Here is a 25,433-nt window from a genome sequence, read left to right as displayed (position 1 = left end):
CAGGGACGACTCGATCTGGCTGAGCAGGTGTCGCATCGCTACCCCCTTGGCCGAGATCGGCACTGTGATCGAGGCGCTGCGCAGCGGGGAGGCCGTGCGTGTCGTCGTCGACGTAGCGGAGGCTACTCATTGACTCAGATGCCTGCTTACACCATGCATTTCAGGAGCACGTGCCCATCACCGGCGATGGCGGAAACGACTGCGCCCTTCAGGGTAGAGAACCGTCGCTGCCTCGGCGGTGATGATAGCGCGGACGGCGATCACTCCGTTTCGGTGAGATCCATCACAAACTTTCCACTCGCTTTGCGATTTGCGAGCTGAGTCAGCGCCTCAGGCACTTCGTTGATGGAAACGGTGCGGGACACCATTGCGTCAATGGTTCCATCATTGACGAGAGCGAGCAGTTCGCTCAGCATGGTCGCGAGTTCTCTTCGTGCGCGCAGGTCGCCAGTCGTATGTGCCGCACCGAGAGCGATCTCATGTACTGCCGGACCGACGCTGAATGGTGCGAGATCGCCCATATCGGGACGACCTGCGGTCGAGGCGAGTCGCCCCTCAAAGGCGAGGAGGGCGAGATTCGCTGTAGCAGATTCTGTGCCGATGGTGTCGAGAATTACGTCGACACCTCGGCCGTCGGTCAACTCCAAGACCCGTTCTGAAATGTTCTCTGCGGCGAAGTCGATGACAGCTTCTGCACCCAGCTCGCGCACTCGGTCGAGGTTGCGGCTTCCCTCTGTGGCGAATACATGCGCGCCGGTGGCATGTGCGAGTTGGACGGCGAAGCCGCCCACTCCACCGGCTCCACCGGTGATGAGAACTGTGTCATCGGCGTCGACTCGAAGCCGTCGCACTATCGACTGGTAGGCAGTGAGTCCTGCAGATGGCAGTGCCGCTGCCTGCGTCGAACTGACTCCTTCGGGCACCGGTGCGAGTACCACCCCGTCAACGATCGTAAACTCCGCGAAACCGCCACGAGCTCGAATGTCCCCGTTATAGGCGACGCGTGTTCCGACCTCGAAGTCGGTGACTCCTTCGCCCAGCTCGTCGATGACACCGACGACATCGAGTCCGAGGACAGCAGGCCATTCCCAATCGGGTACCCCGTATTCGGCGCGCTGGTAGTCCGAAGGGTTGAGGCCGCATGCCTCGAGCTTGACTCGAACTTCACCTTTGCCTGGCTCGGGGGTGGGGAGTTCTCCCATACGGAGAGTGTCAGGGCTGCCGGTCGCATCAAGCAGTAGTGCTCGCATGGTGTGTCCTTTCGGTTGTTTTGAAGCTGGGAAGGTTACATCTGTATCTAGCGGCGCGGGTCAACGAGGATCTTGACGCGATCCAGTCCCCCAGATAGGTCTGCCAGGGCCCTGTCGAGCATGCTGAGACCGATGGTTTCGTCGTGAAGAGGACCGGTTCGAAGACGCCCCGAACGGATCAGGTCGACGGTGATCGAGAATTCGCGATTGAGATGAGCCGGGCTCGTGTCGAACGTGAGTTCCTTGCTGAGCCAAGCGAGAGGGGGAGATGGAGACATTCCCGGAGGCAACTCCAAGCATCATGATGGCGGCACCCGGGCGGCACAGCTCGATGGCGGTCGCGATCGCTGCCTCGTTTCCGACGCAGTCATAGACCAGATCTGCACCGCGCCCACTGCTCGCCTTGTGAATTGCATCGCGAGTCTCTTCCCCGGGCTTCACCGCAACGTCGGCTCCGATTTCGAGAGCCAGTGCTCGTCGTCGACCTTGGGGCTCGACGACGAGCACAGTACCGGCTCCAGCGATTCTGGCCAGTTGTGCTGCGAAGAGACCGACAGGGCCAGCTCTCATCACGACGACCACGTCACCGACTCGAGGGCTGCGTCGGAGGGTGGCATGCAGTGCGACCGTAGCCGGCTCGATCATCGCGGCCTGCTCATCGGTGACGTCCGCGGAGATCTTCACGAGACTGTCGGCTGGCATTACGATTCGTTCAGCAAAGGCGCCGTGCTTCGGGGTGAGGGGGTGAGCACCGAATGACAGCGCGGCGATGAAGACCGACCTCGTGCCGAACCGTTCAAGGATCTGTCCCGTTGCAGGAATGACGACAGCCATCGTCAACAGTTAAGCCGTAGTCAGCCACTGGGCGGTGGCAGCAGTGATATCCAAGTCCACCACCAGGCTCGGCAGTGCCACGCTCATGATCGTTTCATTCAGAATGACGACGAATGCCGCGGAAAGCAGCAGGCCGACGACCAGCGTGACCCGGCTGGGCAGCTTTTCGTCGGACGAGGGCGGAATTGCGTCCGAGATGTGCTCATCGATCGACACAGTGTTCTTGTTATGGTGCATGCTCCCATCATAATGGCAGTTACTGCCACATAGACACTCGCTGTCGTTATGCCATGCGGTACTATCCGGTATTGAGCCCAGCGAAGGAGATGGCCACCATGGCTGACACCCGCCCGACTTCTGATCTACGAACCCGGCGACGCGTTGAAATTCGACAGCAGGTCGGTACAGTCGCGCTGCGGCTGTTCGAGGAAAAAGGCGTCAGCGGTACGACTGTTGACGACATAGCCGCCGAAGCGGGTATCTCTCCGCGCACATTTTTTCGCCACTTCGAGACCAAAGAAGACGCTGTGCTGACGGGTTACATGGACGTGGAGGACGCCGCCGCTGAACTCAACCTCGGCGGTACAGATTCGGCAGCTGCATTGATGTTGATCCAGGAGATGTATGCTTCGATGCTTGACGACCTCGCGGACGATGAAAGCGAATATCTTGCCGTGCAGAAACTCATTGCACGGGAGCCCGGATTGCAGCAGGCGGCCGAACGCCGATTGCGAACGTCAACCGAGCGCTTGCGGTCCCGCCTGGAGGAGAACTTCGGGCAGCAACACGCCCTCATCGCGAGACTGCTGGTCCACGTGACATCGGCGACACTTCACGCAGCCCTCGAAGAATGGACCTACCGCAGTGGTGATCAACCGCCCACAAATGTAGCTGATTTGTATAGGCGCGCGTGCCAAGAACTTCGACAACTCATCTCTCAACCTTGACCCGAGCCCCTTCTTTCTTGCCATGGAATTACACAGATGTCCGTCACCCCAACCTTGTTACCGAGCCGGGTGACTGCCCCCCCTAGACTCGCCTGATACAGATGCCGCATCGGCTGCGAATCTGCGCTATCGCGCACGCCGCGACGCATGTGGAATTTCATGAGCTTCAGGAACGGCTGAGGATATCGAAGTAAGCTCTCAGTAAGCACAATTCTCAAATTGTCGAGCACGGTTACCTACGTGAAGAACACCTGGCAGGAGGAGGGCAATCACGCCTGCACCTCTCGCTCACAGAGATCAAATCCCTTTTCTTACTGAGTGTTCGGAAACACATGACCATCTTTATCCGGCGACGGGTGAGACCTGTGAATCGGCAATTCTTGTCGTGTTGGTCCGCCTGCACAGTGTAAGGGTGTCGTCGGGATGATGGGGATCCGCTGGTTCCAGCGAGGTTAGCTGGGTTCCGAGTTAGCAATGGCCTTCTAGGATCTATCTTCGGATGTCTGGCTATTTAGTTTGAAGGGAAGAACGATCGGATCCAGTGGACCTGTCGCCTGAGTTAAGCGGTTCCGTGCCCGTCAGTCGTCCGGGACGAATGAGCCATTCGAGGGCTTCGTTACACAGAATCCCTTCTTCGACGACTATCTCTACGACTGAGCGCGAGTCGTGTAGCGCTTTCTTCGCCAGTCGGGCCGCTGTTGCATACCCGATATCGGGGGCAAGTGCGGTAATTACCGTCACTGACTGTGAGATCGTCTCGCTCAGGAGACTTTCGTTTGCTGTGATACCGCGGACACAGTTGATTCGGAATGTTCGACACGCGTGTTCCAGATGTATCAGAGACTCGAACAGGGAGTGCGCGATGATTGGTTCGAAAGCGTTGAGTTGTAACTGACCTGCTTCCGCCGCCATTGACACCGTGACATCCGCCCCTGCAACCGAGTAGGCCACTTGGGATACGGCTTCGGGGATAACGGGATTTACTTTTCCTGGCATGATCGACGAGCCCGCTTGCCGCGCCGGTAGGTTGATCTCGGACAGACCCGCTTGCGGCCCTGATGATAGGAGTCGGAGATCGTTGGCGATTTTCGACAGTTTCAGTGCGCTCCTCTTGAGCGCTCCAGAGAATGTCACGAAGGCACCAGTATCACTTGTCGACTCGACGAGGTCGTCAGCACTGAGCAGGTCAAGATTTGTGATTGCCCGGAGGTGCCCCATCACTGCTTTCCGGTATTTGGCCGGGGCGTTGATGCCGGTGCCGATCGCCGTAGCGCCCATGTTTACTTCTCTCAGAAGGGCGACCGCATCATTCAGCCGATCAACTTCTTCGAGAAGAGTCACTGAGAACGCGGTGAATTCTTGTCCCAACGTCATCGGCACGGCATCCTGAAGTTGTGTGCGCCCAACTTTCACAATGTGCGAGAACTCGTCACCCTTATCTTTGAAGCACCCGGCGAGTTCTTCCAGCTCGGAAAGCAAGCCCTCGAGCGAGAATGCCAAAGCAATTTTGATGGCGGTCGGATAGGTGTCATTCGTAGATTGACTGCGATTGGTATGGTCGATGGGGTTGATGAAGGAATAGTCACCTTTATTTCTTCCTGCGAGCTCGAGGGCCCTATTCGTGATGACTTCATTGACATTCATATTCGTGGATGTGCCCGCTCCACCTTGAATGACATTGACGTTGAACTGCTCGAGAAGATGACCGTGTTTGACCTCCTCACAGGCTTTGTCAATCCAGTGTGCGCGCGTGCCGTCGAGATGCCCAATCTCAGCGTTGGCCCGGCAAGCAGCCTGCTTGACGCAGGCGAATGCTCGAACAAATTGTGGGTAGACCGCGATGCTGCTGAGCGCGATCGGGAAGTTTTCATTAGCTCGAGCGGAGTTTGCTCCCCAGTAGGCGTCATGTGGAATCTCCAGAGCACCGAGCGAGTCTGTTTCGGTTCGTGTTTGAGGATGCGAAGTTCCCGTGTTTGAGGTAGGTACTGACGTGCTGAGTTCGATCATGAGTTTTTGTCAACGTCTTTCACTTGCGACTGGGAGCCATCTTGAAACCGTAACAATTCAGTTCTACCCATGCCTACGGAAGTGCCGTTATGTCACTTGAGTATGTGATCTTTGCGCAGAACGCAATCGGTTTGTGGCGGTGTGACCGTATGCGGCGGTACAGCCCCTGCGAGAGTGTTTTAGTAACCCAGTATCAACTCGCATTGGAGAAGACTATGAACACCTATGACCTTGCTCTCGTCGGTTTCGGCGGGGTCAATCAGGCGTTAGCCCGACTAATTGTCGATGGGCCAGAGCGTTTTGACCGGCTTGGGTTCAGGCTGCGTATCGTGGGTATCAGCGACCTGTTTCGCGGAACTCTCGTCAACCCCAACGGTATTGACCTGGCTTCGGTTTTTAGGCTCGGGCCAGGAGAAAGTTTCTCAATTCTCGCGGGCGGCGATGACTCAATCGATAACGAGCGATTCATTCGTCAGAGCACTGCGCAAATCGTCGTCGAGGCGACATTCACCAACCCGCTCGACGGTGAGCCAGCAGCTACTCACGTGCGGACGGCGCTTGAATCTGGTAAGCACGTGACGACAACAAACAAGGGCCCTGTCGCGCTCTACGGCCGAGAGCTGAACACACTTGCGGAGGAAAACGGAGTTCTTTTCGCTTATGAGGGATCGGTTGTCAGTGGTACACCGGTAATATCTTTGGCACACGAACGCTTGAGCGGTGCGACTATTCGAGGTGTCCAAGGCATACTCAACGGCACTTGCAACTATGTACTCGGTCGGATGGAGGACGGGCTCGACCTCGAAGCTGCAATTTCTGAAGCCCAGGGCCATGGCTATGCCGAGGCTGACCCTACCGCCGACATCGGAGGCTCCGACGTCCAGCTCAAAGTCTCGATCCTCGCCAACGAGCTGCTGGACGCGAATCTAGATCCGTCAGACGTCGACACTACCGGCATCGACGCTATTACTCGTGGAGACATCGAAACAGCTGCTGCAGAGGGAAAGAAGTGGAAGCTAATTGGCTCCGTCTCGCGCTCGGAAGCGGGAACTTTGGTAGCGAGAGTCCAACCCGTCGCGCTTTCAGCGGACCACCCGCTTGCGGGAATTGCAGGAGCGACAAACGCGGTCACCTTCGATACCGACCTGCTCGGCCAGGTGACCATTAGTGGCCCAGGAGCGGGTCGAGTAGAGACTGCTTACGCCCTAGTCTCCGACATCATTTCTATCCACGACTTTAAGCGGGAAACACCAAATGCCTGAGATCGATACTAATGAATTCGTAGAGCCCGATGATCTGAGAATCTGGAACAAGTACACCGGCGAGTTGATCGGCACGCTTGAGCAAGACACGGTGGAGCAAGCTGCTGCGAAGCTCGAGGTTGCCGCAAGTGCCGCGCCGTCGGCAGCTCAGATACCCCGCCATCGCCGAGCCGATATACTCAACACTGCAGCGGAGTCTCTGCAGACACACGCGGATGAAGTCGCTGAACTCATTGTGGCGGAAGCCGGTAAGACTATACGCCAGGCGCGCAAAGAAGTCTCAAGAGCGGCAAACACCTTGAAACTCTCGGCGAATGCTGCGCTCGATAATCCTGGTGAAGTGATCGCTTTCGACACCTTTCCCGGGGCTGAAGGCCGCCGAGGGTGGTACACGCGGGAGCCGCTTGGTCTGGTGGTCGCGATCACACCGTACAACGACGCTCTGAACTTGGTTGCGCACAAGTTGGGCCCAGCTATCGCTGCGGGCAACTCGGTGGTCCTAAAACCATCGCAACAAACTCCCCTGACTGCACAGTTTCTGGTCGACATCTTGTTGCGGTCGGGTCTGCCTGAGCAGGCGATTCAGGTAGTACGCGGCAACCGGGATGTGGTTAGAATGCTTGTCAGCTCGCGTAAGGTCCGGATGGTGTCCTTCACAGGGGGGTTTGCAACGGGTGAAGCCATTGCGAAGCTGGCAGGTATTAAGCGCCTTTCGATGGAACTGGGAGGGAACGCACCGGTTCTTGTATTCGACGATGCTGATCTTACTCAGGCGGCCGAAGCTTGTGCATCGGGTGGCTTCTGGGCAGCGGGGCAGAACTGCATCGGTGCTCAACGGATCTTGGTCGATAAGAGTGTCTTCTTCCCGTTTCTTCAAGAGCTGGTGACAGTCACCAAGCATTTAGAAGTTGGTGATCCGCGTCTAGAGAAGACGGACATCGGGCCGATGATCAGCACTTCTGCTGCTATTGGCGCTCGTCGTTCTATCGATGAAGCAGTCAAAGCAGGCGCTCGACTAATTTCTGGAGGAGAGCAGAAAGAATCACTGCTTTCGCCGGCTATTCTGATTAAAGTTCCGCGAACATGCCGTCTGTGGAAGGAGGAGGTGTTCGCACCGGTCGTTCTTCTGGAACCATTTGAGTCAGAGGCTGAGGCTGTAGCAGCAGCCAATGATAGTGAGTACTCTCTGCAGGCCGGGCTTTTCACTTCGGACATCAATAGAGCGTTTCGTGTTGCTGAGTCGATCGAGGCAGGTGGCGTGATGATCAATGACTCCTCTGACTTCCGCCTTGACTCCATGCCGTTCGGAGGGGCGAAGTATGGATCGATGGGCCGTGAAGGAGTGCGTTTCACTGTTGAAGAAATGACACAGCCGAAGGTCGTCGCAATAGCCGGGCAGTAGTTACCCCTCAGGTTATATTTGGTGAGTTCGATCTATCACGGTAGTGAGGGACATGGCGGTCGTGATGTCCCTCACGCCGGGGTGTTTGGCGAGAAGTTGCCAAATCTCACTGACCCTGGCTGTTTCTGCAGCCTCTACATGAGCCACCAAGTCGAGCTCACCAGCGACGACATCACACCGGACGATCTCAGGTATTGAGCGGAGTATTTCGACGACCTCACCTCCTCGCATGCGATCATTCCTGTCGATAAGTAGAAGCGCCATCACCGAGGTGCTTGACTCTTCAACTTTTTCGACGATTGTGTATCCCGAAATGTGTCCGTCGCGTTCGAGTCGTTCGATTCTTTGGCGAACCGCATTCCGGGACAGATTGACTTCATCCCCGAGTGAAGAATGACTGAGTCGGGCATTGCGGCGCAACGCACTGAGGATGCGCAAATCTATTGCATCGAGTTGTCGTCGCAACTGCTCTTCTTTCCGCATAGGTCTTGCTGTTGAGTCAATAATAGTGGCCGGAAACTTTTTCTTACGAACGCAGGGACCTACTGCTGTTTCGGGGTGAAGGCTGGTTTGCGTACAGGCGAATTCAGCTTTCTGTACCGACGCTCAGGCGGCGCTCCTGTTAACCACGACTTTAGGCCTGGCCGGACGGTATTGACTAAGTCTGCCGGCTACGAGTTCGGAGCAAGTCCGAGCGAGATGCGTTCTATGGCTTCCACTATTATTTCGTGGCTCAGCGTTTTGAGATCCCACTTGCCATCCCGCACAGGCCGCGTGTCTGCGCCGATCGCCACCGTGCACATCAGGTTGATCGACGAATGCAGGCTTTCGCACGTCCTTGCTGTAAGTGCCAGATAACGAACTTTCCAGCGCAGGCGCTTATCTCCATCGCTTTGTGAACTTGCCCAAGGCCTGGGGTCGGCCCGACATCGAAATTGACTGGCTTCTGGATTTCCCGGCGACATGTGGCGTCGAGGGATCCTACTGAGGGCGGTCCCGGGGCAATTTCGAGAATGCTTCAGCTCCATAACGGGGTGAGTAGCGGATTGACTATCAGGTTCGGCGTGGGTCGCGCAGGCCGGTATAGCACTTACTGCTGCTTGACTAGCCTTCTCGTGTTCATCGGTGAACTGGCGAACGTCACTCAGTCCGTCCGGCGACCAGAAAAATCGCGAATGAAGCTATTGCAGAATTTTTCCCAGAGATATAGCCTTGCAGAATCGGTTGCAAGTACTGTGAGGTGAAACACGATGCATAAACAAGATAGGCCGGACTCTGGCCACGGAGTGACGTGGTTCGTTGATCTAGTTGGGGATGCCCACCTTTCGAAGTCTCAGTCACGTGTTGCGGATGTAATTATCCGTAATCCGCGTTTGGCACTTTACGCAGACACATCTGAGCTCGCTCAAAGGGCAGACGTCAATGGTTCAACTATCGTCCGGACTGCTCAGGCGCTCGGCTATCGGGGGTGGCCCGACCTGCAGCGAGAACTTCGAGCACGCCATCTTCTGTCGTTGAACACCGAAGACACCTTGAACGAGCATGGGAGCTACCACTCGCCTGTGCACGACGCACTCGACCACGAAATCGACAATCTCCGATTGACGAAAGAATCGATCTCGGAAATAGAAGCCGACGCGGCGATTGAGGCCCTAATCTCAGCGAGACGCACTCTCGTTCTGGGGTTTGGGTCGTATGCGGGCCCCGCAGGTTTGCTCGCTCATCTTGGTACCACGATGGGATACTCGATTGCTCATGAGCCCCGCGGGAGTGTCCACCTTGCCAGTGCTTTGAACACGATGGGGCCCGACGACTTGCTCGTGATTGTCAACATGTGGCGAACAAATAAGACTTCTACTCTCGCAGCCGAGGCAGTTCGGGAGTTAGGCGCGAAAGTTTTGGCCATCACCGACATGAGGGAAAGCCTTATTTCGGAGGCCGCTGACCACCTACTTGTCGTCCCATCCGAGGGCATCTCGTTCTTCCAGTCAGTTACCGCGGCAACATCGGTGATATACGGCCTTTTGGCAGGTATGGAAACGGCGAACACCGAGAGAAGCCGCCAGTCGCTTCGTGGAATTCAGAAGATGTGGAAGGAACTCGAGATTTACAGTGACTAGTCCGCGCCTGAAGTATTGAACTTGAACACCAAACATAGAACAGGAACATATCTTGAAACATATCGCCGTTATTGGTCTGGGGGCTATGGGCGGAGCAATGGCTTCGACTCTCAGCCGCACTGGTTGGGACGTTACTGGTGTTGACCCGTCGGAGGAAGCCCGTGAAAAGGCCTGCTCAAATGGCGTCACGCCGAGTTCGGACATCAGCACGGTCGTCGGGCACGAGTATGTGCTTATGTCATTGCCGAATGCCGACCTTGTTCGCGATACTGTGCCGAAAGTCCTCTCTCAGCCCGGTACTGTAGCAATTGTCGACACGACTACTTCGGACCCTGGGACTAGTCGTGAGATGTCAAAACTTGCACGGGAACAAGGTACCGCCTTTGTTGATGCGCCGGTGTCTGGTGGCAGGGTTGGTGCAGCAAGTGGCACGTTGAGCGCTTTCGTTGGTGGCAGCGAATCGGACCTTGAAAAATCCCGCTCCGTTCTGGAAACACTCACTAGCGGAGCGTTTAAACATTTGGGTGGCCCCGGTGCAGGAAACGTAGTGAAGTTGATTAACAATGCTCTCTCAGCGACGAATCTGATTGCAACAGGAGAAGCTCTTGCCATTGCACAGGCTTGGGGAGTGGACCCGGAAATTGCTGCCCAGAGTGTCTCGGCGGCCACGGGCACTAGCCGGGCTACTTCGCACATGTATCCAGATTGGATTCTCAGCGGCACTTATGATTCCGGCTTTTCCACTGGACTAATGGCCCGGGACATCGCACTGGCTGTGCAGATCGGACAAGAAGTGGGATCTGACCCGGCAGTGCTCAACCGTGCCAGCTCGATCTGGGAACAGACCCGGGAACATATTGGCACGAACTCTGACTTTTCCGAGATCGGGAAGCTGCTTATACCCGATCTTGACCTACAGAACGCAAGTCACGAGCAGCGCTAGTCAGTAGAGAAAGCTTAAGGAGAAGCATGCTTTTCACCGAATCATCTGCTGCCAATGCAAGAGCAGCAGTCCATCAGTACTTCGCCGACGGGATTGGATCGTTTCTCGATGGCAAGGTTGTGCCTGGAGCCGGAAACCCGATCGAACTGACAGTGAGTGCGACGGGAGAGAGCTTCCTTACATACAACGATAGCGGTCTCGAGGGCGCACAAGCTGTGGTTGAGAGCTCACAGCGGGGCGCCGAAATCTGGGCCAAAACTGATCCATTCGAACGAGCAAATATACTCAGGCACGTATCGGCCGCGATTGAAGATCACGCGGAGGAACTCGCACAGATTGAGTCTGTAACGACAGGTAAGACAATCACCGATACACGCGGTGAAATGGCCAAAGTGGCCGAGATGTTCGCCTACTATTCGGGGTGGGCGGACAAGTTGTTCGGACTCACCATCCCTGTCCCTGGCGACTGGCATACCTACACTGAACGTGTCCCTTGCGGCGTCGTCGTTTCAATCACTCCGTGGAACGCGCCAGCTTTCACTGCTGGCTGGAATTCCGCTGCACCGCTCGCGGCTGGAAATGCTGTCATAGTCAAGCCTAGCGAGTTCACACCTGTCAGTACGATCCGCCTTGCGCAGATCGCTCATTCCGCTGGGCTCCCTGCCGGTGTCTTCAACGTTGCTATCGGTGAAGGATCGACCGTAGGCACGGCATTGACCACTGATCGTCGCGTCGGGAAAGTGTCCTTTATCGGATCACTACCTACTGGGCGCAAAGTATCGGTGGCTGCTGCAGCAGCAGGAATCCCTATTGTTCTCGAGCTCGGAGGTAAGAGTGCAAACATTGTCTTCGCCGATGCAGACCTTGATCGAGCCTCTGACGGTGCTGTAGCAGCAATCTTCACCCAGGCCGGTCAATCCTGCGTTGCAGGATCCAGGCTTCTCATTCAGCGTGAAGTTAAAAACGAGTTCCTTGAGCTGGTCGCAGAAAAGGCCTCGCGCTTACGAATCGGGGATCCGCTCGATTCAGAGACTGAGATCGGACCGATTATTACGCCTCCGCAGTACGACATAATCCGCAACTTGATTCAGACCGGATTGGAGGATGGAGCGAACAGGCTTACCTCAGATTCTTTACCAGCTTCGATCACGGACTCGGTGCTCGGCGGCGGTCGGTGGGTGCAACCGACATTGCTGGCGGGAGTCACTCCGCAGAACCGATTGGAGACGACGGAAGTCTTCGGGCCTGTTCTCGGAGCTGATGTCTTCGATTCCGAGCAGGACGCAATCAACCGGGCCAATGCCACCGCATTCGGGCTTGCAGGTGCGGTGTGGACTGAGAATGTGTCGCGGGCGCACCATGTTGCTCGCTCAGTGAGAGCCGGAACATTCTGGATCAACGCATACAAGAAGATTCACGTCGCCGCACCGTTTGGCGGCTTTGGCGATTCCGGCCACGGCCGATCTTCCGGCCCAGGTGTGCTTGACGAGTACACCCAGATCAAATCAATCTGGGCCCCTACACAGGCTACCGGATCTCCATTTCCGTCTTTGAACTACTGATTACGCTCGCACCGTAGTCAATCTATGCCGTGCGGTCTTGACTTATAGAACGCGACCGCGCGGCATTGCTATACCCGAAACAAACTTGGCAACTGGCCACTGATAGAGGAGAAAAGAACAGTGAGCACTGACAGCAATGCTCCAACTGTAGGCAAGAAACAGACGTTGACCATCGCAGCTCTCGCATTTGCCATCGCAATAGTGATGGAGTTTGTGGGAGAACTTGACATCAATCTTGGTATCGGTTCGATTGTCATATTCCCTATGGTGTGGGGGCTGATCGTTGGTCTGATCCTCTCCGTGCAGAGGTTCAAGCCTCTGGGCATCGATCTGCAGAAAGTAGCTGCGGCGCTCGTAGCAGTGGCCGTGCTGTTTCTTGTTGCTAGGCTTGCCTTCAACATCGGACCGAATCTTCCCACTCTCGTCAACGCAGGTCCCGCACTCTTCCTTCAGGAGATCGGGCACATGCTCGGCACGATCGCGTTGGCTCTTCCGCTGGCCGTCCTTCTGAGGATGGGAACATCGACTATCGGCGCGACATTCTCCCTCGATCGGGAACCTTCATTTGCCATGGTGTCGGAAAAATACGGGCCAGACTCGCACCAATATCGCGGTGTCCTGTCGATGTACGTCTTCGGCACGCTTTTCGGCGCAGTCTTCATCACCTTGCTGACCTCATTGGTCGCGAACTGGAAGATTTTCGATCCTCTCGCGCTGGCGATGGGAGCAGGAGTTGGAAGCGGTTCTATGATGGCTGCTTCGGTTGGCAGTATTGTCAACGCCTATCCGGAAAGTGCCGATGCCGTTTTGGCCATCGCCTCGGTGTCGAATCTGATCACCACTGTTCTCGGCGTTTATGTCGGCATCTATATCTCGCTTCCACTCGCTGACCGCTTCTATCATTTCCTTTCACGCGGTCGGCACCGCGTGAGCGAAGAATCCAGCGGCAGATTCCCGGCCACCACACTAACCTCCGACCCTATTACGAGAGATGGAGTCGCTGGCGCCAACGAGACGGCAATCATCGATAGTACCGGAGCCAATGGCAACAGTGACAAGGAGAACAGCGCGTTTATCAAAGCACTGGAAGAGACAACCGCCACCGTTCGAGTACCGCTAATTCTCTCGCTCCCGATTCTCACGGTGATCGGACTTTGTACGGCACTCATCGCTGCCGACAAACCATCGATGAGCATCGTCATTGGTTACGCCATCATGCTCGGATTGATTCTAATCAGCATGGTTCTAGCCAAGCTTCTCCGGAAAATCTCAGTCATCATCTGGATCACAACGATCGGAGCATACATTTCAAGCCCTTGGTTCTTCGCGGGGGAGTGGTTGACCGCTCAGGTCTCCTCTGTCGACGTCTTGTCATTGGCGACTGTCATGCTGACCTTAGCGGGACTTTCACTTGGTAAGGACCTCTCACTTCTGCGAGAAATTGGCTGGAAGATCGTGCCGGTCGGTCTCGTCGCAATTACTGCCTCCTTCTTGCTCTCGACGGTGATCGCGGAGTTCACTTTGGGCTTCTGGGGATAGAACGGACAACTTGTGCGGACTAGGGCAAGAAAGCCTAAGACCGCCCATCGGCATTCTCAGCACCAAGCAGCTGATCGGTTTTCGAGGAGATTGACATATGCGTTTCACCAGGCCGCCACGGCGCTCCCCGCGAGCAATGATTGTGACTGCTCAGCCGGAGGCATCAGATGCAGGAGCGATGATAATGGCAGAAGGTGGCAACGCCGTCGACGCCGTTGTAGCTGCAGCGCTGGTTCAAACCGTTGTGGATCCATTGATGTGCGGGCTCGGAGGTATGGCTGTTGCGCAAGTGATGACTCGCGAGAGTGAGATTGTGGTCATCGATGCTCTTGGACAGACACCATCACAGATTCGGCCAGACATTTGGCTGTCGGACTATCTTGGTCCGACTCCAGACGGCTTCGGGTATCAAGTACGCGGACATAGAAACGAAACTGGCGCGGAGTCGGTCATGGTCCCGGGGACGTTGAAAGCACTAGCCAACCTGCATAGTCGATTCGGCTCAACGCCGTGGGCGGACCTGTTTGCTGACGCGATCCGAATCGCGAAAAGTGGTTGGACAGTCCGGCCTTACGTTCAAGCAACCTTGGACAACGACGAAGCGAAGAACGGACGAATGAACTATGCGGACAAGTTGCTCTCCACGCCAGACGGGCGTCGAATCTATGGTGCTGCCGACCGTCCGCCTCGCGTCGGTGACGTGATCACCAACCCTGAGCTCAGTGAGGTCCTACGTCATATTGCTGAGCACGGCTCCGAGGAGCTATATAAGGGGGCTATCGCAGATCTACTCGCTTCGAGTGTGCAGCGCGATGGTGGCCTTCTATGTATCGACGATCTGCGGCATTACACAATCCACGAGCTGAGACCACTATTAGGCAAGTACAGGGGTATTGGGCTTTCGATGCCACCGCAGCCCGCAGGCGGAATACAAACCATGCAGATTCTGGGGATTCTCAACGAGTTTGAACTTTCCGGCCTGGGCCATAATAGTTCGGCCCACATCGAAGTTCTCTCAGAGGCTATGAAGAGGGCGCTTCAAGACAAAGAGTCCCTATGGCAGAAGTCAGACGTATCTGAGGACGATTATCTGAGCCTGTTGAGCAGCGAACGGGCCAAAACTGCCGCCGAGGCAATCCGAAACTCGGAACGCGTGCAAGTTGGGCGCGTTCATGAGGACTCGCCCAACACAACCCACGTTTGCGCGATCGACGAACAAGGGTTCACTGTCTCCCTCACCCACACTCTTGGAAACCCATCGGGTTATATTCCAACTGGGCTAGGTTTCATGCTCAATGGGGGTATGAGTACTTTCGACCCCCGGCCGGGATCCGTCAACTCTGTTCAGGCTGGCCGTCGTCGGAATACGACCGCTTGCCCGGTGATCGTATTCGATGAGTCAGGTCCAATACTTACCTTAGGTGCGCCAGGCGGATCTCTGATCACTCCGGCGATAGTTCAAGCATTGTCGAACTTTATCGACTTCGGAATGGATGTCCGTGAAGCCGTGCTTGCGCCTCGGATAGCGGCCACCTCGAATGCAATTGATCTGAGTAATCGCATCAGCCGCGAAAGTGAGGCCGCACTCGTCAAACGAAGCTATGAGGTGCGAAGATCCCCGATGAACTACGCATTTGGTGCAGTCCACGCACTGTCGAAACTGAATGGCTCGCTTGAGGGCGCAGCAGATCCCCAGCGCGATGGTCATGCGGCGGCAGTATTTTAACCTGCCAGCACAGCCTGGCTGCCCGCAGGTTTGCCGGCGTCCGCAAAGCAGAATTCTCGGCCGAGTGTCTTCAATACGACGTGGGTTTGACCGGTCCACTCGCATTGGAGAAAATCGAGCGCTAGCTATACTTCCTCGACACCTTGTGAACCGTAGTTGAAGTAGAGCGAAGACCTCCGGTAGCGATATGGGTAGCGAAACTCATGATCGAGTCCCGGAGGACTCCATGACACACCGTCACGTCACTGACCATCGAGGGTAGACGCCGCTTGGTTTCTCTCGTCATCAACGACGGATGGTTCCAGCGCCGAGTCGCCGAACGATTCCAAGTCTCGCCAGCAACCGTATCCAGAATGGTGAGTCGTCACCGAGTCGGCAACGATCTCGACGACTTCTCCAGTCGACCACCGCAGCCCCATACGACAGTTTGCTGAAAGGGAAAGACGCATCCTGGGGCTGCGGATCAACCGATGGTGGGGCCCATGGTTATCATCTTCGTATTCCACCTTCGACTGTTGGCCGAGTCCTCAACCGGTTCCGAACGCCGCCATTGGCTCACATCGATCAGATGACAGGACTGCCAGCACGGAAACCTTCCCCAGTTCGCTGCGAGGTCGAGGCCCCTGGGCGTATGGTTCACGTCGATATCAAGAGCAGGGCCGGGATCCCCGACGGTGGCGGGTAGTGTGCTCATGGGCGTGGGACGGCCTAGGAAGGGAAAGCCTGGGCCAGTCGAGGTCGAGCTGTCTGGTCCGGGGCAAAGGAGTCGCGTGGTTACCGGTTCCTCCATCGTGCTGTCGATGACTATTCGAGAGTCGCCAATTCCGAGATCCTTGATGATGAGCGCAAGGACACTGCTACCGGGTTCTTGCGACGGGCCGATGAGTTCTTCGCAGACATTGGTGTCGAGGTCACGGCTGTGATGACCGATAACGGGGCCAGCCGCCGGTCACGGGCGTTTGTGCAGGCACTTGGCGAGGGAGACAAGCATAAGAAGACGAGACCCTATCGGCCGCAGACGACAGCGAAGGTCGAACGAGCCAACCGGACTCTTGATGCTGAGTGGGCCTATGCGAGGACGTATGCCGATGAGACCGAGCAGGCCGAGTCCTACGAAATGTGGGTCCATGATTATAATTTTCATCGACCCTATACCGGTATCGGTGGACTCACACTATCAGTATATGTTCACAACCGTACGGGGAAGTACAGCTAGCCCACGAGAGTCCTCTCGATCCACTCGTTGTCTCTACTGTGGTCTCGAACCGTATCGATTGCGAGCACAATCTTAGAGGCGACTGAACTCATCGGCAGCTGGAATGAACCTGTGGGTTTGAAACGTAAAGATGTCTTGGCTCCTGGTCCAGCAAGTGCATTGACTGTCATGATGCCGTTCTCGAGAAGGATCATACCGATCGATGCGGTGATCTCCACCGGACTCAGAGACCTCGAGCGACTTCCCCCGGCGCAGTATTCGAAAGCAGCATCTGCTGTGATGGTTGGACCAAGTAGACCACTCTCGACCATTCCGAATGGAAGGCGCATGGACAATAGCTCTGAGAGTAATTTACCGTATTCGGCGTCGCGACGAAGGCGTTCTGGACTCCAGTTGCGAAATGCTCGATCCAAGGCAACGTGAATTGGTCCTCGCGCGTCGGCACCAGCCTCCGATATCCAAGTTGCCACTGCATTTACCAACTTCGGCTCTCCCGCGAGAATTCCGCAACGAGGTCCACCCAAACCCACTTTGTCACCGTTTGTCACCACCACATCGGCACCTATGGAAAGTGAGCGTGGGCCTCCACGAAATACCGTTCTCACGCGTGCACCATAGGCATCGTCGACGAGGAACCGCAGCTCATGGGTGTTTAGCGTTTCGAACACGTCAGCCAGTGCCTCGTTGGGAATCTCGTCGAGATCGCTGGTGACCGTGGTGACAATGGCGCAATCGAAACCATGCGCATATTCAGGTTGGGCCAAGAATCTTTGGTAGCTAAACTCTTCAAGCGACAATTCGAAGGTCGACGCCGCAAAGACAACTGAAGAGTGCGACGAACCGTTGTCTGGCACGATCGAAAGTACACGCCCTGCACGCGAACATGCAACGGCCAAGAAACCTAGAACAACGGACGACGTTCGGGAGGCAATGCTCGTACTGTGATGAGCGTTTCCACCGAGATGGCTCAGGGTGTTGGTTTTGAGAGAATCTGCAACGTGACCCGGGGCAATCCACTCGTTGCAGCTCGCCAGGTCTTCCGGTTCTAGCGGAAAAGCGCCTTCGTTCCCTGTGAGGTTGACGTACTGATCAGAGGGACGATGAGAGCCATTGATTAGTTCGAGGGCCCGCCGTTGCCTGTGAAGTTCGTCAGCGGGCCCTCGAATGATGAACCCAGGTTCGAACTCACCTTGTTCGTGCTGTTCGTTCACCTGGGCCCCTCTCAGAACCGAAGCTGCTGGTCCGCGGCAGCTTCGTACATCTCAACAACGTGGCACGAGTCTTTAGCCCCCATCCCCTGGGACTTCGCAGCGCGAAATACCTGCCGGGCTGCCGAGCTCAAGTGCAGCGGGACAGTTCCAGTCTCCGCGGTGTTCAGGAAGAGGTCCACGTCTTTCATCATGAGGTCAAGAGTGAAGCCCACTGGCCTCTCCTCGCCGAAAACAGTGCGAGGGAAGTAGTCGCTGAGCATGTGACTTGCAGCGGAGCTATTACTGAGGACGTCGTACATTGTTCGAGTATCCAGGCCGACCTCACGTCCCACAACCATCACTTCACCAGTGGCAGCCGTGATGATCGCACTGATCATGTTGTTGCATAGCTTGACCATGGCTCCGGTTCCGCTCTCGCCGACGTGAGTAATGCTCGAACCGAGCACCGTGAGCACTTCCTGAGCCTGATCGAAAGCTCTTTTCTCACCCCCGACCATGATTGCGAGTGTGCCGTTTTCGGCCCCCGCGATTCCTCGACTCACTGGTGCATCCAGGAAGAATGCTTCCTTCTCTGAAGTAGCTTCCGCGATCTTACGCGAAGTGAGCGGGTCAACAGTGCTGAAGTCGATTGCAATTGCTCCAGGACGCAGGGTTTGGAGAATTCCATCTTCGCCTAGGTAGACGGATTCAATAATTTTTGCATTCGGCAGACTCGTGAGCACGTAATCGGCATCGGTTGCAGCCTCTGCCGGTGAGGCTGCCGACTGGGCCCCCTGGTCGACCAAAGCTTCGGTCGCGGCAGCGTTGACGTCGAACACAAATACGTCATGTGAAGGATCCACCAGCCGAGCTGACATGCGCTTGCCCATGTTTCCCAAACCTATGAACGCAATTTTTGTTGTCATTTCAGTACTTCTCTTTCGTTGAATCGTGTGGATGTGGTTGGTTTGCAGGACGGACCTTATGCAGTTCGTGATTCGCTATGTTTTACAGGCCCTTGGCATTCTTGCGAGCGATGTACTTTGGGTCAGGCTGAGGCTCGCGCCCCGTGTCGTTGCTGGGGACTGTCTCGCTCATCTTCAAATACTTTTGGTGGCCCGGGTTCCAGCGCTTCGAAGACTGGTAGCCGATAATGAGCGCTAGCGCCCAGAACGGGACAGTGTAAAGCGCGAGACGGTTCCCAGCGTCGAAAGCCATCAGGACCACGATCAGTGCGAGGAAGCATATGGTGATCCACGAGAGCGCGACACCGCCTTTGAGACGGAAGTCCGATGCAGGGCGCTCTCCCCGAAACACCTTTTTCTTGTAGGAGATGTAGCAAGCGAGAATAATGCCCCAGTTCCACAGCGCGGCAAATGAGCAGACAGCAACTAGCACTGCGAATGCCTGTTCTGGGATGACGAAGTTAATAGCCACACCGATGAGCATTACCCCACCGGAGGCCAGTACTGCTCGCGAAGGAACGTGAGTTATGCCAGTCTTGTCGAAAGTCTTGGGGGCAATGCCGTTCTTTGCCATTCGCATGAGCAGACGAGCATTTGAATAGACGGGTCCAGAGCTGCACGCTGACAGGGCAGAGGTCAAGACGACAAAGTTCATGATTCCAGCCGCTCCTGGCGTCCCCAGCACGGAAAGTGCATGCACAAATGGACTCTCAGCACTGCTGAACTGGTCCCAGGGCACGACAGACATGAGAACAGCTAATGCGCCCACATAGAAGAAAGAAATGCGGAAAGGAACAGCATTAATTGCTTTCGGGATTACTACCTTGCGATTACGGGCCTCAGAAGCAGTCATGCCGACGAGCTCAGTTCCTTGGAAGGAGAACACCGCGATGGGGATCGCCAACAAAAAGGCAGTGAAGCCATAGGGAAAGAACCCGGATGTGCCATCCGAATGCGTAACGGTGAAAAGATTCGCAAGCGAAGCAGTATCGCCTGTCGGGCCGAAGCGGAAGATGAGCACCGCAATGCCGAGAAGTATTAGACCACCGATAGCGATGACCTTGATTGAGGCAAACCAGAACTCTGCTTCGCCGAAGTAGCCGACTTGTAGAAGATTGAGGATTACTAGTGCGACCAATGCGACTGCAGCTGTGACCCAACCGGGAACGTCGGGGAACCAGAACTGGATGAACACACCTGCCGCTGTCAGTTCGGTCATTCCAATCAGAGACCACGTGAGCCAGTAGCCCCACCCCGCGATGAAGCCCATCTTGGGACCCAAAAACTCACGGGCGAATTCAGCGATGCTACCCGAAATCGAACGGTAAGAAAGTAACTCCCCAAACGCACGCATGACGACAAAGATAAACATACCGACGACTGCGTACGCTAAGATAATTGACGGTCCTGTCAACTCGATTCCCGCTCCAGAACCGAGGAAGAGGCCAACGCCGATTGCGCCACCAATTGCCAGCATGCTGACGTGTCGTGATTTGAGGTCAGGCTTCAAACCATCAATGAGTTCTTCGCCTTGGTCAGGTCTATTTTTCACCGACATCGTCGGCTCTCCTAAAGATTGATGTTATGGACCGTGACTCAGGGCGGCAAAGTGGTGGATGCTGCCACCGCTGAGGCGGTAAGAGAGGGATTTAGATTGCTACTGTGATGTTCTTCACGGTGGTGAAGCTCTCGAGCGCGCCTTCGACGGAGTACTCGCGGCCAAGACCGCTTTGCTTGTTGCCGCCGTAGGACATACCTGGCAGCTGGCCTCCGCCACGATTGACCTGGACCCATCCGACCTCTAGGTCGTTCGCGAACCGGATCGCGGTAGAGATGTCTTTAGTGAATACGTAACCGGCGAGCCCGTAGCTGCTATCGTTGGCCTGCTTGAGCAATTCTTCTTCGTCTTCCCATGGGATAACGGCCAGAACTGGGCCGAAGACTTCTTCGCGGCAAAGCTTCGAATCCGCTTCGGCTCCTGCAATGATTGTCGGAGCGACATAGTAGCCACCGGACTCAACGGGTTTATCCGGACCGCCAGTAATGATCGTCGCACCTTCTGTGGAGGCATCGTTGATGTACTCGAGCACGGTGTTGTACTGCTTCTGGCTGGCAATTGCACCAATATCGGTCGCCTCATCGAGAGGGTCTCCGATGACCAACTTGTCGAGCTCGGCCGTCAGTTTGGAGAGGAAAGAGTCATAGATCGACTTGTGCAGGAAGAGTCGAGATCCCGCCGTGCACGACTGACCCTGACGGGTGAAACGCATTGCACTGATGACGTTGCTGACAGTGGCCGCATCGTCCGAGTCGGGGAACACGATTGCGGGCGACTTACCTCCTAGCTCCAGCGACACCGGAGCGACCCGTGAGGCTGCCGCTGACAAGATCTCTTTGCCGACAGAGGTGGACCCGGTGAACGTCAACTTTGCGACGTCCGAATGACCTGCCAGTGGCACGCCTGCACCAAGTCCGGTCCCCGAAATGACATTGAGTACTCCAGCCGGCAACAGTTCATTCGCCCACTCCGCGACCTTGAGGACGGCAAGTGGTGCGAGCTCGGCGACTTTCAATACGAGTGTATTTCCCGTCGACAGTGCCATCGCCATCTTCAAAGTTGCAAGTGTTACGGGAGCATTCCAAGGGACAATGCCGCCGACAACACCGACCGGCTCCCTTACCGTATAGCTAAGAAGATTGTCGCCAAATGGGAGTGTGTCGCCTTTTTGCTGGGATGCGACCTCACCGTAGAAACGAAAAATGTCGGCACCTGAAGCAGCTTCTCCACGAGCCTGAGTGCGGAGAGCATTACCCGTTTCAGAGGAGATAATGCGGGCCAGTTCTTCTTGACGATCGGCGATTACGTCACCAATCTGAATCAGCAAACGTCCGCGATCTCGCGCTGCCTTGCGCTTCCATCCGTCGAATGCTTCCTTGGCTGCAGCAACTGCGGAATCGACGTCTTCTTCACGAGAGTCTGGAACACGACCAAGAATGGTCCCTCGGCCTGGGTTCTCGACATCAATCCACGAGTCGTTCTTCGCGCAGACCCATTTGCCGTCGATCAGCTGAGGGTAGTCTTTGGACGATTTGCTCGCGTGAGCGTTTGCAGTCGTCTGGTTCGTCATGCGGTGACACCTTTCTGACATCGATTTTGGAATCCGCCGAAATCGCCGCGCTATCGATAAAACTGCGGTGAAAACGTGCTTCGTTCAAGGTATCGATGAGATGTATATCACCACAACGCTCATCTGTCGCGTGAATGTGAGTGAGTGCTCGACATATGTAGAGTCGGTTCTGCGGCGTCGGTTCCCGGTTTGACGGCTCTTCGCAGTTAGAACTGGTGCGCGTCGGTCCAGGGAAATAGGCCGAGGCCTCTCGAAGGTTGAAGTTCCTAACCTGTCCATCCGAAAGATCTCGACGTGAACCCTCGTACGTTTTCTACCTCCGGCCTCACTACGTTCTGCCACCTCGACACATTTGACCTGCACTGCTGGGTCAGTGCGGACCGAACGAGAGTCAGCGCTCTTTGGGTGTACCGACGAACGACGACGATTGGTGCCGCAGCTGCGGTGGGCACAGCACGCTTCGGGACACCGGCCAGACTGCTGGACGTGGTGGAGGGGCGGGCGAAGGCCGTGTTCTAGATTTGGCCGGCAGTGCCCGGCCGAAAGAGTGGCGCGACGGCATCGAAATCGTAGCGATAGATGGATTCACCGGGTTTAAAAACGCGGCGGTCGAAGAACTTCCCGCCCGCGGCCGAAGTGATGGATCTATTTCATTTCTTCAAGCTCACCTGCGAGGACCTCGGCGAAGTTCCTCGTCGCGCTCAGCAGGCAACGGCTGTGTACCGCAGGTAGAAGGGCGACCCGCTGTACCAAGCTCGGCGGACGCTGCATACGGGGTGCGGGTTACTAACCGAGCGGCAACAGCGGCGAATCGCGACGCTGTTCACCGTTGAGAATCATACTGAGGTCAAGGTCACCTGGAGCGTGTACCGGGACATCATCACGCCCACCGCGAGGAAGTTGCAAACGAGCTTGTGTCTCCAAGCCCATTGAGGTATGTGCGCTGTCAGACGAACGGTGCGCGCGAATGCCATCTTCGCAGTTTCAACGCAAGATGGAGCTCAAGCCTTACGACGCCGTCAAGAGGGTCCGCGCCAAGGATTAGTGATAGCTGTTGAAAGCGATCATAGATTGTGGTTCGGTGTACATGCAGGGCGCTTGCCAGCTCAGTAATCGGTGCTCCGGAGTCGTAGACCTTCTCTAGGAACTCAAGAAGTACCTCGCCACGAGGATGTTGCAAGATCATCGAGAGTGCAGAGCTTCGGATGTTCTCGCTATCCAAGTGATCGGAGAATTGTTGATACGCACCAATTTGGTCGAAGTCTCTTGCATGAACACTGGGATCGATTTCCTGAGCTTGTATTGCCCTGCTCGACTCCCTGAACGCCATCTGCGGCGAACCTTGCAGTCCAAACCATCGGCTGACACCCAGGGTTAAAATCGGGCCATCCTCTCCAGACTTTGACGAGAATGCTGCGCTCAAACTGCTCGCAAACGAATTGAGTTCATCTCCTGATGCGATCTCGCAGAGCAGTGAGAAATAGGTGTCTCTGGCCCCCCACCGCGCAACAATATTGTTGCTGGTCCGTAGTGTGGGCACAATGGCTTCCGAAAACACCGGTCCCCAGGTTTCGGAAGCTAGAGGGTTTGTATCCACGGGCCGACCGGACAAGATACAGTAGCTTACGTCGCGCTTGGGGGACGGTGCCCAGTTGTACGTGTTATTACTATAGTCGCCGCGAAGGAACCCAATGAGTTCTCTATCCATGCCAGCAGAAATTTTTCTGTAGTTGTCAGACTGCGATAGTTCAGTGAGCAGAGAAGTAACAGTTTGGCTTGGCGACTCCAGTATCACGGCGGCGTCGGCCAGAGTGTCTGCTTCGTCTTTGGCGAGAACCCAGGCGTAGGCAAGAACCTTATTGCGGTGTCTAAGGGGGTAGCACAGTCGGGCTCGGTAATGTAGTTCCCCGTTAGCAGGGACGAGGACAGGCCCAGCCGACTTGTCATAAGCTCCGTGGCTGCGCTCCCACTGGCGCACGTCGACAGAGCCAGACTTTGAAAGAATTGCCTCAAGCCGGGTGGGATCCTGGTTTGAATCGACGAATTCCCACGCGAGGATCTTTCCAGTGACGTCGTCGACAGTGACGGACCTTTGGGTTATTTCAGCAATAGCTTCAGCTAGCAACTCATGATAAGGCTGTTCCACGTTTGGCTCCGTTCTCTCGCCTCGGATCGTGTGGGCACTTGAGCAGCGAAATCGGTGACGCGGTGGCACACGACCAATTCACTTCGGTGGTGAGTTGAATGATTATAGTCTGTTCACCAGTGGCCTCGCTGTTCCTGACAAGTCCATTCTGGTGCAGTCGATGAGGTTGTCGATCGGCTCCGGGGATCTGGTTATGGAGTTGAGGTGCCGCGCAGGAGCGAATCGTTTGCCCGTCTGTCTGTCACGACAGGGGAGGGGGGAAGTCGATGTAGATCTCGGGATCGATTGGCGGTCGCGAGAACCTGTTGCGTTAGAAGTGGGTCCGGTGCTTGCGATTGAAGATGCAGTCGGAAACAAGGTTGCCGCACTGTACTCGCGCGGAGAAGTTCGCGACTATCTCGACGTCGATCACATCACCGTGTCTGTGATCGCTGCCAAGCTCGCAGTATCGTGGCATGCGGCTAACGAAGCGATCCTGGCCGAGGGCCACCGAGTCCTCATCGACGATCCGGCCCGATTCGACGGTGTTCACGTCATCGGTGCCGATGAGCACGTGTGGCGCCACACGAGACGGAGCGACTAGTACGGCACCGTCATCATTGACCTCACTCCGATCTGTGACAAGACCGGTCCGGCCAGGTTGCTGGACATGGTCGAGGGACGGTCGAAGGCCGTGTTCAAGACTTGGCTGGCCGATCGGCCCCAGTCATGGAGGGATGGAATCGAAGTCGTAGCGATGGACGGGTTCACCGTGTTCAAGGCCGCCGCTGCCGAAGAAGTGCCGGCAGCTGTTGAGGTGATGGATCCGTTCCATGTCGTCAAGCTCGTCGGCGACGGGCTTGATGAGGTGCGCCGTCGTGTTCAGCAGGAGACGACCGGCTATCGCGGGAAGAAGGGCGACCCGCTGTATCAGGCCCGATGGTTTCTACTTGGAAGTCCGTTACTCAACGAACTGTATGCTCGTCTCGACGGGCCGGGTAGCTTTGTGATGCGGCTGTCCGGAGATTCCGTTCTTGGTCGGCAGCACGCACTTGTTCGAGTCGACGTAGGTGAGGTGAAGGGCAACCTGACTTAACATAAGGTTTATTATCGGCAAACTGTTTGTTCTGGTGAGAGTGTTGATCCGTTTATCCGGGTGGCCTGCGCTGGTTCATTGCGCAGAATTTCATAGAGCGGTGTGTGCCGTGAGTGTTGCG

The 25,433-nt window shown here is 56.0% G+C and carries 17 protein-coding genes and 5 pseudogenes; 12 read left to right on the top strand and 10 right to left on the bottom strand.

What is annotated here, in order from left to right:
- Positions 1-260 precede the first annotated feature (260 nt).
- The 3 genes and pseudogenes from LQ788_RS18745 to LQ788_RS18735 form a co-directional block, all read right to left on the bottom strand.
- Positions 261-1,202, bottom strand: coding sequence for a zinc-binding dehydrogenase (locus tag LQ788_RS18745; protein WP_231443648.1), 942 nt, complete (start codon positions 1,200-1,202; stop codon positions 261-263).
- Between the two features lie 108 nt (positions 1,203-1,310).
- A complete protein-coding gene (locus LQ788_RS18740) occupies positions 1,311-1,820 on the bottom strand; it encodes a zinc-binding dehydrogenase (RefSeq protein WP_231447483.1) in 510 nt (169 codons plus the stop codon).
- A gap of 186 nt (positions 1,821-2,006) precedes the next feature.
- Positions 2,007-2,321, bottom strand: a pseudogene (locus LQ788_RS18735) (MFS transporter); the annotation flags it as partial.
- A 98-nt stretch (positions 2,322-2,419) separates the two neighbouring features.
- On the opposite strand from LQ788_RS18735, the gene LQ788_RS18730 reads away from it, so the two are divergent.
- Positions 2,420-3,031, top strand: a complete 612-nt coding sequence (locus tag LQ788_RS18730; RefSeq protein WP_231443645.1) for a TetR/AcrR family transcriptional regulator — start codon at positions 2,420-2,422, stop codon at positions 3,029-3,031.
- A gap of 507 nt (positions 3,032-3,538) precedes the next feature.
- Here the strand turns inward: LQ788_RS18730 and LQ788_RS18725 are convergent.
- Positions 3,539-5,038, bottom strand: a complete 1,500-nt coding sequence (locus LQ788_RS18725; RefSeq protein WP_231443643.1) for an aspartate ammonia-lyase — start codon at positions 5,036-5,038, stop codon at positions 3,539-3,541.
- Positions 5,039-5,253: 215 nt separating this feature from the next.
- Here LQ788_RS18725 and LQ788_RS18720 point away from each other — a divergent pair, with 215 nt between their 5' ends.
- Together LQ788_RS18720 and LQ788_RS18715 are read left to right on the top strand one after the other, a co-directional pair.
- Positions 5,254-6,300: a homoserine dehydrogenase gene (locus LQ788_RS18720; RefSeq protein WP_231443642.1), complete on the top strand. Its 1,047-nt coding sequence runs from the start codon at positions 5,254-5,256 to the stop codon at positions 6,298-6,300.
- Positions 6,293-7,702, top strand: a complete 1,410-nt coding sequence (locus LQ788_RS18715) for an aldehyde dehydrogenase family protein (protein ID WP_231443640.1) — start codon at positions 6,293-6,295, stop codon at positions 7,700-7,702. Before LQ788_RS18720 ends, LQ788_RS18715 begins: the two co-directional genes overlap by 8 nt.
- Positions 7,703-7,714: 12 nt before the next feature.
- Here the strand turns inward: LQ788_RS18715 and LQ788_RS18710 are convergent, their stop codons facing one another.
- A complete protein-coding gene (locus LQ788_RS18710) occupies positions 7,715-8,185 on the bottom strand; it encodes an Lrp/AsnC family transcriptional regulator (RefSeq protein WP_231443638.1) in 471 nt (156 codons plus the stop codon).
- Positions 8,186-8,952: 767 nt separating this feature from the next.
- On the opposite strand from LQ788_RS18710, the pseudogene LQ788_RS18705 reads away from it, so the two are divergent.
- The 7 genes and pseudogenes from LQ788_RS18705 to LQ788_RS18675 all read left to right on the top strand — a co-directional run.
- A pseudogene (locus tag LQ788_RS18705) lies at positions 8,953-9,186 on the top strand (MurR/RpiR family transcriptional regulator); the annotation flags it as partial.
- A 30-nt stretch (positions 9,187-9,216) separates the two neighbouring features.
- Complete coding sequence (locus tag LQ788_RS18700) at positions 9,217-9,822, top strand: MurR/RpiR family transcriptional regulator (protein ID WP_231447481.1); 606 nt, start codon at positions 9,217-9,219, stop codon at positions 9,820-9,822.
- Between the two features lie 52 nt (positions 9,823-9,874).
- Positions 9,875-10,765: an NAD(P)-dependent oxidoreductase gene (locus LQ788_RS18695; RefSeq protein WP_231443636.1), complete on the top strand. Its 891-nt coding sequence runs from the start codon at positions 9,875-9,877 to the stop codon at positions 10,763-10,765.
- Between the two features lie 26 nt (positions 10,766-10,791).
- Positions 10,792-12,327, top strand: coding sequence for an aldehyde dehydrogenase family protein (locus tag LQ788_RS18690; RefSeq protein ID WP_231443634.1), 1,536 nt, complete (start codon positions 10,792-10,794; stop codon positions 12,325-12,327).
- 204 nt (positions 12,328-12,531) lie between these two features.
- Positions 12,532-13,866: a DUF3100 domain-containing protein gene (locus tag LQ788_RS18685; RefSeq protein WP_394801342.1), complete on the top strand. Its 1,335-nt coding sequence runs from the start codon at positions 12,532-12,534 to the stop codon at positions 13,864-13,866.
- A 178-nt stretch (positions 13,867-14,044) separates the two neighbouring features.
- Entirely contained in the window at positions 14,045-15,592 is a 1,548-nt protein-coding gene (locus LQ788_RS18680; RefSeq protein WP_231443630.1) for a gamma-glutamyltransferase family protein, read from the top strand.
- Positions 15,593-15,837: 245 nt separating this feature from the next.
- Positions 15,838-16,808: pseudogene (locus LQ788_RS18675) on the top strand (IS481 family transposase).
- Here the strand turns inward: LQ788_RS18675 and LQ788_RS18670 are convergent.
- From LQ788_RS18670 to LQ788_RS18655, 4 genes are all read right to left on the bottom strand, one after another.
- The gene (locus LQ788_RS18670; protein WP_231443628.1) at positions 16,805-17,662 is read right to left on the bottom strand and encodes a hypothetical protein; all 858 of its coding nucleotides are present in this window, start codon (positions 17,660-17,662) and stop codon (positions 16,805-16,807) included. The pseudogene LQ788_RS18675 and the gene LQ788_RS18670 sit on opposite strands and share 4 nt — an antisense overlap.
- A 368-nt stretch (positions 17,663-18,030) precedes the next feature.
- A complete protein-coding gene (locus tag LQ788_RS18665) occupies positions 18,031-18,924 on the bottom strand; it encodes an NAD(P)-dependent oxidoreductase (protein WP_231443626.1) in 894 nt (297 codons plus the stop codon).
- An 82-nt stretch (positions 18,925-19,006) separates the two neighbouring features.
- Positions 19,007-20,521 (bottom strand): amino acid permease, encoded by a 1,515-nt coding sequence (locus LQ788_RS18660; protein WP_231443625.1) that lies wholly within the window; start codon positions 20,519-20,521, stop codon positions 19,007-19,009.
- Positions 20,522-20,612: 91 nt separating this feature from the next.
- A complete protein-coding gene (locus tag LQ788_RS18655) occupies positions 20,613-22,091 on the bottom strand; it encodes an aldehyde dehydrogenase family protein (protein ID WP_231443623.1) in 1,479 nt (492 codons plus the stop codon).
- Between the two features lie 468 nt (positions 22,092-22,559).
- Here LQ788_RS18655 and LQ788_RS18650 point away from each other — a divergent pair.
- Positions 22,560-22,973 (top strand): annotated as a pseudogene (locus LQ788_RS18650) (transposase); the annotation flags it as partial.
- A 64-nt stretch (positions 22,974-23,037) separates the two neighbouring features.
- On the opposite strand, the gene LQ788_RS18645 reads toward LQ788_RS18650, so the two are convergent.
- A complete protein-coding gene (locus tag LQ788_RS18645; protein WP_231443621.1) occupies positions 23,038-24,237 on the bottom strand; it encodes a helix-turn-helix domain-containing protein in 1,200 nt (399 codons plus the stop codon).
- Between the two features lie 403 nt (positions 24,238-24,640).
- On the opposite strand from LQ788_RS18645, the pseudogene LQ788_RS18640 reads away from it, so the two are divergent.
- Positions 24,641-25,189: pseudogene (locus LQ788_RS18640) on the top strand (ISL3 family transposase); the annotation flags it as partial.
- Positions 25,190-25,433 lie beyond the last annotated feature (244 nt).

Source organism: Brevibacterium zhoupengii (assembly GCF_021117425.1).
GTDB classification, from domain to species: domain Bacteria; phylum Actinomycetota; class Actinomycetes; order Actinomycetales; family Brevibacteriaceae; genus Brevibacterium; species Brevibacterium zhoupengii.
This window is presented reverse-complemented; position numbering and strand designations above follow the sequence as displayed.